The organism is Pseudoalteromonas sp. TAE79 (assembly GCF_000498015.1).
Classification (GTDB): Bacteria; Pseudomonadota; Gammaproteobacteria; order Enterobacterales; family Alteromonadaceae; genus Pseudoalteromonas.
In genome coordinates, this window is the sequence record NZ_AUTL01000174.1 from 25292 (window position 1) to 34972 (window position 9681).

A 9681-nucleotide genomic window follows, 5' to 3' on the forward strand; every position below is an offset into this window, starting at 1 on the left:
AACGTATATTCACTATTCCATATGTTGTTATTTTATTTTATTGTGTATGCATAAGCACAGTGAGGACAGTATGGAACAATTCAACCCACTTCAATTTTATAAATGCCTAGCGGACGATACACGTTTAAAAGCAATGCTGCTAATTAGCCACGAAGAAGAGCTGTGTGTATGCGAGCTTGTTGCTGCACTTAAATTAAGCCAACCTAAGGTATCTCGCCATTTAGCACAGTTAAGACAATGCGGATTATTAAGCGGCCGTAAACAAAATCAATGGGTGTACTACAGTATTAACAAAGCCCTGCCAGAGTGGGCTAAAAATGTATTAACGCAAACCCTGACTGCTAACCCTTCATTTTATCAAAACGATTTAACGCGCTTAAACGCTATGGGTAATCGCCCTGAACGTGCAGCTAGCTGTTGTAACTAACTAATAAATTAACTTATTAAAGGTATTTAATTATGACTATTAAAGTAGGTATTAACGGTTTTGGCCGTATGGGACGTTTAACACTGCGTGCAGCAGTTGATTGGCCAGAAATAGAGTTTATTAAAGTAAATGATGCAGCGGGCGATGCTAAAACACACGCACATTTAATTGAGTTTGACTCAGTACACGGACGCTTAGCGCAGCAGGTTACTAGTGATGATAATAGCTTTAGTGTGGGTAAACACACGATTGCAGTTACCAACAACAAAACCATAAATGAAACTGATTGGTCAGATTGCGATGTAGTAATAGAGGCCAGCGGTAAAATGAAAACCACTGAGCTATTAAATCAATATTTAGCGCAAGGTGTTAAGCGTGTTGTGGTAACAGCACCAGTAAAAGAAGACGGTATTTTAAATGTAGTAATGGGTGTAAACGATGACCTATATAACCCAAGTGAGCATAAAATTGTTACTGCCGCTTCTTGCACAACTAACTGTTTAGCGCCAATAGTAAAAGTACTCCAAGAAAAAGTGGGCATTAAACACGGCTCAATGACCACTATTCACGACATTACTAATACTCAAACTATTATAGATGCACCCCACAAAGACCTACGCCGTGCACGTTCGTGCGGTACTAGTTTAATACCAACCACAACAGGTAGTGCAACGGCTATTACGCATATTTTCCCTGAGCTTAAGGGGAAATTAAACGGCCATGCTGTGCGTGTACCTCTTACTAACGCGTCAATTACCGATTGTGTTTTTGAGCTGGAGCGAGGTGTTACACAAGATGAAGTAAACACTTGGTTTAAAAACGCTGCAAATAACGAGCTAAGAGACATTTTAGGCTACGAAGAAAGACCGCTTGTATCTATAGATTATAAAACAGATCCACGTAGTTGCACCATAGATGCGCTTTCAACTATGGTAATTAACAACACTCAGCTTAAATTATACGCTTGGTATGATAACGAGTGGGGTTATGCAAACCGTACCGCTGAGCTAATGCTTAAAGTTGCACAAAGTGATGTGGTTTAATCTCGTTTAAAAAGGTTTAAATTCATGCTTGCGCAGTTGGTTAACTTACCGAGTTCTATAAAACAATATTTAATAATTACCGGTAATTACTGGGCATTTACTTTAACTGATGGTGCATTGCGCATGCTGGTGGTGCTGTACTTTCATCAGTTGGGTTATGGCGCATTTGCGATCGCCATGTTGTTTTTGTTTTATGAAATATTTGGTGTAACCACCAATTTAGTAGGTGGTTGGCTTGGGGCACATTTAGGGTTAAACAAAACCATGAATGTAGGGCTTGGGCTACAGCTTGTAGCTTTGGCCATGCTTTGCGTTCCTGGAGATTGGCTAACCGTTGCCTATGTTATGGCAGCGCAAGCACTGAGTGGCATAGCTAAAGACTTAAATAAAATGAGCGCAAAAAGCGCCATTAAGTATTTAGTACCACAAGACGATGCAGGGCAAAGCCAATTATATAAATGGATTGCCATACTTACGGGCTCTAAAAATGCTTTAAAAGGGGTGGGCTTTTTTTTAGGCGGCTTATTACTAACTGTATTTGGTTTTGTGGGGGCATTAATAAGTCTAATTATTTTACTTAGTGTTGCGTGGGTTATTAGTTTAATTTTTTTAAAAGGCGATATTGGTAAAGCTAAAAACAAACCTAAGTTTAAAGAATTATTTTCTAAATCGCGGGCAATCAACTTACTTAGCGCAGCGCGTTTATGCTTGTTTGCGGCGCGCGATGTATGGTTTGTGGTTGCATTGCCGGTTTACTTAGCCGCTCAGTTTAACTGGGATCACTGGTGGGTAAGCGGCTTTATGGCTTTGTGGGTAATTGCTTATGGATTGGTGCAGTCGCAAGCACCGCGTATAACAGGGCAAAGTGATTCAAACTCACATTCAGTCAAAAAAGCATATTGGTGGGTTGCTCTATTAAGTGGCGTAACTGGCATTTTAGCGTTGTTGATGCAATTTGATGTAGCGGTACATTTTACGCTTGTAATCGGCTTACTTATTTTTGGTGGTGTATTTGCTGTAAATTCATCGCTGCATAGTTACTTAATAGTAAGTTTTGCTAAAAATGATGGGGTGTCACTAGACGTTGGCTTTTATTATATGGCCAATGCGATAGGGCGTTTGCTTGGTACGGTGCTTTCTGGTTGGGTTTTTCAAGTATATGGGCTTAGTGCGTGTTTATGGGTAAGTGTGTGTTTATTAGTTTTAGCCGCAATTACAACAGCACGGTTAGCTAAACTTTAAAAAAACCAACGTATTGTATTAAATTCAATTTGTTTAACGATATTCATAGCTTCGTTGGTTAGATCTACTAAACTGTATCAGTAGTTTTAATTTAAAGGGTGTGATGAATGCGAGAAATATCGCTAGCAAAAAAATTACTGTGGCTTACTGTCGGAAGTATATTTATTACCGTATTGGTGCTTTCGAGCATTTTATGGTGGCAGTTATCTGCAAGTAATGAAGAGCTTGCAAGCAAGTCAGAAAATTATATTGTTGCTGAAGTAGAAGAGAAGTTAAATGCGAATGCCGCAATATATGGTGAAAAAATAGCGGGCTTTATTAACGAAGCTTATCGAGTACCATACTCTTTAGCCGCTTTATTAGGTGATACCGCAAAAAGCGAAACCCTTAGCCGCGATACGGTAGTAAGTATAAATCGCTCTATTTTAGAACAAAACACATTACTCTCATCTATCTACTCTCAGTTTGAACCAAACGCGTTTGACGGGCAAGATTCGAGCTTTAACAAGGGCTATAAACACTCTGTTGATGGCGATGGTACCTTAGAAGTTTATATAACACGTGATCTAAGTGGGGCTATTGAGCAGCAAAAAGTAGCTAATGCTGCCGATAAATATATAACCTCTTTAAACGAATTTGGTATTCGCGAAGCGCATTGGTACTTATGTGCAAAAGACACGCTTAAGCCTTGTATTATGGAACCGTACTTATACGAAATTCCATCAGGCGATTCAGTAATGCTAACTTCGTTAACCGTGCCTATTTTAAAATCGGGTCAGTTTATTGGTTTAGCGGGTGTTGATTTAACGCTACCTACTTTTCAAATAATGACTGAGGAGCTTTCTAAGCAGCTTTATAATGGCCAAGCCAAAGTAACCGTGCTTAGCGATATTGGGTTAGTTGTAGGGAGCAGCCATTATAAATCTAAATTAGGACGCCCATTTAAAGAAGCCGTGAGTTCTGACTTGTTTAAAGAGCTTGAAAAATTTAAGGGCCAAAAAGGCATATTTAAAACATCGTCTGAGTACTTAGTTAATTACCCTATAAATATAAAGCTAGCTAACACAGACTGGTCTTTAATTATTGAAGTACCAAGTAACTTAGCTTTAGCTGGCCCTAATGCTTTATCGCAAGATATGACTGACACAGCAAACGACTTAGGCGCAATGATTTTAATTACAGGTGCCGTTATTGCCGTTATTGCTTTTTTAATAATGAAATTTGTTATTGGTAGTGTGGTTGCACCTCTTCAACAAATTCAACAACGCGTAGATAACCTTGCAAGCTCAGAAGGAGATTTAACGCATACCCTTCATGTTGAAACACATGCAGAGCTCATTGCTTTAGCGGGGGGCTTTAATGCCTTTTTATCAAAGTTACGTATTTTAATCACAGAGCTTAAAGATGTATCTGATCAAACCAAGCAACAAGGTGAGATAGCGCAGCATATTGCTATTGATACCAAACATAATGTGCAATCGCAATTTCAAGAAATTGAAAGTGTGGTAACGGCTATGAACGAGATGAGTGCTACAGCACTCGAGGTTGCCAGAGCATCAGAGCAATCAGCCCAGCAAGCCGATGAAATAAATAGTTTGGTCGTAAGCAGTGAGTCAAGCTTATCGTCAGCGATGACGCAAGTTAAAACAATGTCTGAAGAAATTAAAGAAGCTAACCAAGCCGTTGAAAAAGTAGCTTCGCGTAGTAAAGATATAACGCAAATATTAGATGTAATTCGTACTATTTCAGAACAAACAAATCTACTAGCACTCAATGCCGCCATTGAAGCAGCACGCGCTGGTGAACATGGCCGAGGCTTTGCAGTTGTTGCTGATGAAGTACGTGCACTTGCTTCTAAAACACGTTCATCAACTGATGATATAAGCCAGTTAATAGATAGCTTATTATCTGAAGTGGGGAACGCGTCTACCGTTATTGAAAAAGGTGTGATACGTGCACAGGATGCGGTTGATGAAACATCAGTTGCTTTTGATGCTCTGCACAGTGTTGTTGTTAAAGTTGATGAAATAACCAACCAAATTACACATATTGCAACTGCTGCTGAAGAGCAAAGTTCGGTAACAGAAGAGATAAATCGTAACTTAACGCTTATATCTGATGCTGCTTCGCAACTGGCTGATTTATCTGCACAGGCGGGGGATAGCAGCGAAGCGCTTAATGCACTTGTTGCCCAGCAAGATAATGAACTTAATAAGCTTAAAACGTAACTTACAAATTAAGCTTTAAGCACAAAAAATGGCCAGTTAATACTGGCCATTTTTATTTAGTAGAATAAGTGTAACTTGTTGAGAATGCTCGATAATTGCTATTTATAACTTTTTAATCAACATAAACATTTGGTTGATCATTGGCTCAGCAAATTGCTCTACATTAGGACGATTAAAATAACCGCGTAAACCTGTAAATTGCACTTGAAAAAAGCGCGCATATTCAACAGCGGTCAACGTGTTACTTAACTCACCTTTGTTTATTGCTTGGTTAAATAATTGCGTTAAATAAGCTTCAAATTGAGCTGTTAAATCTAAGCTTAACTCGTATAGGTTTGAGTCTTTTTCTGCAAACTCGCTGTTTGCTTTAACCAGCATACAAATAGCGCTTGGGCTGCAATCTTTTGTTTTAATTACCACGTTTTCAACAAACGCACGTAATCCACCAAGTACTGTATCGGCACTTGATAAAAACCCCTCTATTTGGGTTTTCATTTGTACTGTGTAATCTTTCAGCGATTCGCAGTATAGACCTTCTTTAGAGCCAAACGCAGAGTAAATACTACCGGGGCGCATATTAACGGCTTCTTGTAAGTCACGCGTTGAGGTTGCATGAAAACCTTTTTGCCAAAATAGCTGGCTAGCAACGCGAACTACATTATCGCGTTCAAATTTAACCTTATTAGCCATATCATTCTCAATCAATTTGAACATTTGCTCAATTTTAACTTGAACGGTCGCTCAAAATCAAATGCTATGTGTCTCGAAGTTACTTAAAACTATTAATTATTAGGAGCTAACCATGGCCGAATTTACTTTATACACTCAAGAAAACGCACCAGAAGAAGCAAAACCGTTACTAGCTGATTCAGTAGCAGCATTTGGTATGCTTCCTAACTTACATGCAGTAATGGCTGAAGCACCAAGATTACTTAAAGGTTACCAAGTACTGCATGAGCTTTTTCAAAAAACATCATTCAATGCAGAAGAACTAACAGTAGTATGGCAATCAATTAACGTTGAGCACGCATGTCATTACTGTGTTCCTGCACACAGTGGTATTGCAGCGGCAATGAAAGTTGACCAAGGTGTTGTTGATGCACTTGTAAACAAAACACCACTTGAAAACCCTAAGCTAGAAACTCTTCGTGAAACTACACTCGCAATGACACGTGAACGTGGCGTGATCAGCGATGAGCAAATCGAAAAATTCTTTGCAGCAGGTTACGCTAAGCAACAGCTACTTGAAATTATTGTAGGCTTGTCTCAAAAAGTAATGAGCAACTACACTAATCACCTTGCTGATACACCAGTAGACGCGCCATTTAAAAAATACGTAAAATAAATACGGTTTTATAAATGACAAAAGGCAGCCTAGGCTGCCTTTTTTGTGTTTATAAATCGCGGCTATTTAAATTTAACCGATTTTGTACTGCGTGTATAAATACGTTGTTCGGACTTTGTCCACTCACCCTTTTTTAAATAAGAGGTCGATACAAGAAACTTATCGTCTTTTAGTTCACTCATCGATTTAACCTTTGTAATACCATCTTGGCTACCAGTTACGTCTTCATAGGCTACAAATTGAGTAGGGCTGAGTACTTTCATAGTGCCTTTTGTGTAAAATCCAGCGGTAGTGAAGTAGTAAAATACCAAAGACTCTTTTTTACTGTCGTAAAAAATCATCGACTCGCCGCCATACTCACCTTCATTAATAGAGTGCTTGGTATGTATCGCTTTACCGTTTAAAGCACGCTCCCAACGGCCAACATCTTGTATTTTTTTAGCACCTTCAGGTACTTCAAAGTCAGCCTGCCAAGTACCTAAATAGGGCTTAAATACGGCAAGTTCTTTATCAAGGTTGGTGGATGTATCGGATGCATAGCTACTAAATGTTAATAAGCATAAGACTAAGAATATCGCTTTAAAATATGTCATAATTTGGCTCTTGTTTTTGTAATACCAATGCCAAGTATAGGTGATAATTAATTGATAAAGAAAATATTAATCACGTTCTCATTGCTTTATTTAGCTGCCATTTGGTTAGCTTACCCACTGCAATACTTACCTGTTTATATACCGATATATGTACCTGGTTATATAAGTGTATTAAGTGCTATAACTTTTTTAATGTACGCATGGGATAAGCGACAATCTAAGCGTTCTTCACATACAAAAGTAAACCGCACGCCAGAGCGTACATTGCAACTACTTGCATTATTTGGAGGATGGCCGGGAGCATTACTTGCTCAACAATTACTTCGTCATAAATCGCAAAAGCGACGTTTTATTATTGTGTTGTGGTTATGTATTTTAATTAATGTAGGATGCAGTATTGTCGCTATTTATTTTCCAGATTTATTGTTAGGTTAAAGTATAAATAGGAAAAGGACTTTTTATGACCAATACAAGATCGGCTGGCGTGACTTTAACGCTTATTTTATTTTTATTAATACCAATGCAAGGATGTGCAGACATGTTTGGGTTCTTTAATAAACAAGACGTTACGTTATCGTTGCCTGTAAAAGGCAGACTATTAAATAATGGTGAACCCCAACAGGGCGTTAAAGTAACAAGAGAGCTGATTTACGGTGATACTTATATTGATGAAGCTATAAGTGATAACAATGGTTACTTTTATTTCGATAATAAAACAATACGCAGTTCAAAGCCTTCAAACATGTTTTTTAATAGCTCTTTGCTACAGAGTATTTATATTGAAAACAAAAAAGATGAAGATTCAATCTTGTGGTATACCACAATACAGTTCACCGAAGAGCAAGCACTGATGTCTGATATATTAAATAACTTTGAATGCGAACTTAGTGAAGAGGCTAGAACGTACGATATACCGATAAAAAATACGGGTCAATTTTATACAGTCTATACGCGTTGTAATACCAATTCGCTTAATTAAGTGGTCTATTTTGAGGGCGGAAAAACGTGTTGATAGCTAGGCAAAAAATTCGCTATTTAGTTGTTCTAAATGAGAATTTTTTAACGCAGGTAGCGACACGTTTAGCCCCGCAAAATGATTAAGTATTATTGCGGATTGGTATAAGTTATAGAAATTAGTGAGAAGTTTTATAAAGCCACTAATGTTCATCTATTAGTGGCTTTAATATGACGATTAACGTTTTAACTGTGCTTCTTTTTGGTTTAGTAAACGAATTATAGGGTTTTGCTCTAATATTTTACTTTTCAAAATATAACCAATAATTAGTCCAGCTATAAAGCCCCCAATATGCGCACCATAATCAATGCCATCAGGGCCTGTTACTGCACCAAAAATGTTAAATCCTAACCAAATAGCAAAAAAACATACCGCAGAAAGTTTCTTCTGATAAATTACAAACATAAAAGTAAGGCTTGCGTGTCTGAACCACATTAAATACATGCCAAATAAACCGGCTATAGCGCCACTTGCGCCCACACCTGGAATTGTAGACATTGGGCTTACAATGTAGCTTGCAAACGATGCTAGAAGTCCACAGACTAAATACCACAACAAAAAGCGTTTATGACCTAACACGTCTTCTAAGTTATCGCCAACGATGTATAAAAAGTACATATTGCCAACTAAATGCATTATTGAACCATGTAAAAATACGCAAGTTAATACAGTCCATAGCTCATTACCTTTGCTTAAATCTGCAGGTGTCATGGCAAAGTTATCAATAACATAGCTAAATGAGCTCGGGTTTAAAAAATAAAGTACGCGGATTCAAATCTGAAGTGCATAACGTTTAGGCGGCTTTAGCCGCCAAGTGATCCTGCATCAATTTTGCAGGCGTTTCAAATCCAAGTGTCTTCCTCGGACGATTATTAAGTTGCTCAAGTACTGGTATAACCTGCGCTGGTGTTACCGCCTTAAAATCTGTGCTCTTCGGCCAATACTGGCGTAGTAATCCATTCGTGTTTTCATTCAATCCGCGCTCCCATGAGTGATAAGGGTGAGCAAAATAAACAGGAACACTTAAAGCCTCTGTGATTTGCTCGTGATAAGCGAACTCTTTTCCATTGTCAGCCGTGATGCTATGAAGCGCTGACCTATATGGCCTTAATAGTTCTATCGTCGCCGCAGTGACGGCTTGTGCTGTTTTGCCTGCCACCTGCGTTGATACAGTGAATTGGGTGACCCGCTCTACAATGGTAACAAGGGCGCCTCGATGACCTTTACCTATGACGGTATCTATTTCCCAATCTCCGATACGACCTTTCTCATCAACTATTTGTGGGCGTTCTTCAATGCTAACGCGATTTTTTATTTGCCCTCGGTTTGTTTTACCATGACTGCGCTTGTGATATTTCTTACCGTGTCGGCGCAGATGTAGGTATAACTCACCACCTGCTTTTTTATCTTCCCAGATATACAGATAAATGCGTTCATGGCTGACAGACCGTTCACTTTCTTTACGCAACCATCCCGTTATTTGTTCAGGGCTCCACTTCTCATTAAGCTTCTGGGTAATTAAAGCCATCATTTCAGGTGTCATCTTAAGCGGTTTTCTTACACTTCTTCGGCGAAACAAAGCCCGCTCATGAGCTTGTTTGTGTCTGTAACCTCGCTTACCTGTATTTCTAGAAAGCTCTCTTGAAATCGTAGATTGCGATAAATTAGTTAGCTCAGCAATACTTTGTTGCGTAAAACCACTTTTCTTTAGAACGGCGATCTGGCATCTTTGCGCATAGGTCAGTTGTTTGTAATGTCTCATTGTAAAATCTCTTGCCGGAGAAAAAG

Annotated in this window: 11 protein-coding genes; 7 read left to right on the forward strand and 4 right to left on the reverse strand. The window is 38.7% G+C overall.

Annotated features, from left to right (window positions below; all coding sequences use genetic code 11):
- The first annotated feature begins 70 nt into the window (after positions 1-70).
- The 4 genes from L655_RS0113190 to L655_RS0113205 all read left to right on the forward strand — a co-directional run bounded on the left by L655_RS0113190 (position 71) and on the right by L655_RS0113205 (position 4940).
- Positions 71-427: a metalloregulator ArsR/SmtB family transcription factor gene (locus L655_RS0113190; protein ID WP_024605269.1), complete on the forward strand. Its 357-nt coding sequence runs from the start codon at positions 71-73 to the stop codon at positions 425-427.
- 32 nt (positions 428-459) lie between these two features.
- Entirely contained in the window at positions 460-1470 is a 1011-nt protein-coding gene (locus L655_RS0113195) for an ArsJ-associated glyceraldehyde-3-phosphate dehydrogenase (RefSeq protein ID WP_024605270.1), read from the forward strand.
- A 24-nt stretch (positions 1471-1494) separates the two neighbouring features.
- The gene (gene arsJ / locus L655_RS0113200; protein ID WP_024605271.1) at positions 1495-2712 is read left to right on the forward strand and encodes an organoarsenical effux MFS transporter ArsJ; all 1218 of its coding nucleotides are present in this window, start codon (positions 1495-1497) and stop codon (positions 2710-2712) included.
- Between the two features lie 107 nt (positions 2713-2819).
- Positions 2820-4940 (forward strand): methyl-accepting chemotaxis protein, encoded by a 2121-nt coding sequence (locus L655_RS0113205; protein WP_024605272.1) that lies wholly within the window; start codon positions 2820-2822, stop codon positions 4938-4940.
- Positions 4941-5042: 102 nt separating this feature from the next.
- Here L655_RS0113205 and L655_RS0113210 read toward each other — a convergent pair whose 3' ends face one another.
- Positions 5043-5630: a TetR/AcrR family transcriptional regulator gene (locus tag L655_RS0113210; RefSeq protein WP_024605273.1), complete on the reverse strand. Its 588-nt coding sequence runs from the start codon at positions 5628-5630 to the stop codon at positions 5043-5045.
- A 112-nt stretch (positions 5631-5742) separates the two neighbouring features.
- On the opposite strand from L655_RS0113210, the gene L655_RS0113215 reads away from it, so the two are divergent.
- Positions 5743-6285 carry a carboxymuconolactone decarboxylase family protein gene (locus tag L655_RS0113215; protein ID WP_024605274.1) on the forward strand — a complete coding sequence of 181 codons (543 nt, stop codon included), beginning with the start codon at positions 5743-5745 and terminating at the stop codon, positions 6283-6285.
- Positions 6286-6347: 62 nt separating this feature from the next.
- On the opposite strand, the gene L655_RS0113220 is transcribed toward L655_RS0113215, so the two are convergent.
- Positions 6348-6878, reverse strand: coding sequence for a hypothetical protein (locus L655_RS0113220; protein ID WP_024605275.1), 531 nt, complete (start codon positions 6876-6878; stop codon positions 6348-6350).
- 51 nt (positions 6879-6929) lie between these two features.
- Between L655_RS0113220 and L655_RS0113225 the strand changes: the two genes are divergently transcribed.
- Both L655_RS0113225 and L655_RS0113230 read left to right on the forward strand, forming a co-directional pair.
- Positions 6930-7313, forward strand: coding sequence for a DUF1294 domain-containing protein (locus L655_RS0113225; protein ID WP_024605276.1), 384 nt, complete (start codon positions 6930-6932; stop codon positions 7311-7313).
- Positions 7314-7338: 25 nt separating this feature from the next.
- Complete coding sequence (locus L655_RS0113230) at positions 7339-7857, forward strand: DUF6795 domain-containing protein (RefSeq protein WP_029751869.1); 519 nt, start codon at positions 7339-7341, stop codon at positions 7855-7857.
- Positions 7858-8070: 213 nt separating this feature from the next.
- Here L655_RS0113230 and L655_RS0113240 read toward each other — a convergent pair whose 3' ends face one another.
- The gene (locus L655_RS0113240; RefSeq protein ID WP_024605278.1) at positions 8071-8604 is read right to left on the reverse strand and encodes a rhomboid family intramembrane serine protease; all 534 of its coding nucleotides are present in this window, start codon (positions 8602-8604) and stop codon (positions 8071-8073) included.
- Between the two features lie 82 nt (positions 8605-8686).
- Positions 8687-9681 (reverse strand): IS30 family transposase (locus L655_RS0113245; RefSeq protein ID WP_241764482.1); only part of this gene is annotated, 995 nt, incomplete at its 5' end.

Excerpts from the sequence above, each read along its gene's own strand:
- L655_RS0113190 (WP_024605269.1), top strand. The coding sequence starts at position 71 with ATGGAACAATTCAACCCACTTCAATTTTATAAATGCCTAGCGGACGAT.
- L655_RS0113195 (WP_024605270.1), top strand. The coding sequence starts at position 460 with ATGACTATTAAAGTAGGTATTAACGGTTTTGGCCGTATGGGACGTTTA.
- arsJ (WP_024605271.1), top strand. The coding sequence starts at position 1,495 with ATGCTTGCGCAGTTGGTTAACTTACCGAGTTCTATAAAACAATATTTA.
- L655_RS0113205 (WP_024605272.1), top strand. The coding sequence starts at position 2,820 with ATGCGAGAAATATCGCTAGCAAAAAAATTACTGTGGCTTACTGTCGGA.
- L655_RS0113210 (WP_024605273.1), bottom strand. The coding sequence starts at position 5,630 with ATGGCTAATAAGGTTAAATTTGAACGCGATAATGTAGTTCGCGTTGCT.
- L655_RS0113215 (WP_024605274.1), top strand. The coding sequence starts at position 5,743 with ATGGCCGAATTTACTTTATACACTCAAGAAAACGCACCAGAAGAAGCA.
- L655_RS0113220 (WP_024605275.1), bottom strand. The coding sequence starts at position 6,878 with ATGACATATTTTAAAGCGATATTCTTAGTCTTATGCTTATTAACATTT.
- L655_RS0113230 (WP_029751869.1), top strand. The coding sequence starts at position 7,339 with ATGACCAATACAAGATCGGCTGGCGTGACTTTAACGCTTATTTTATTT.
- L655_RS0113240 (WP_024605278.1), bottom strand. The coding sequence starts at position 8,604 with ATGACACCTGCAGATTTAAGCAAAGGTAATGAGCTATGGACTGTATTA.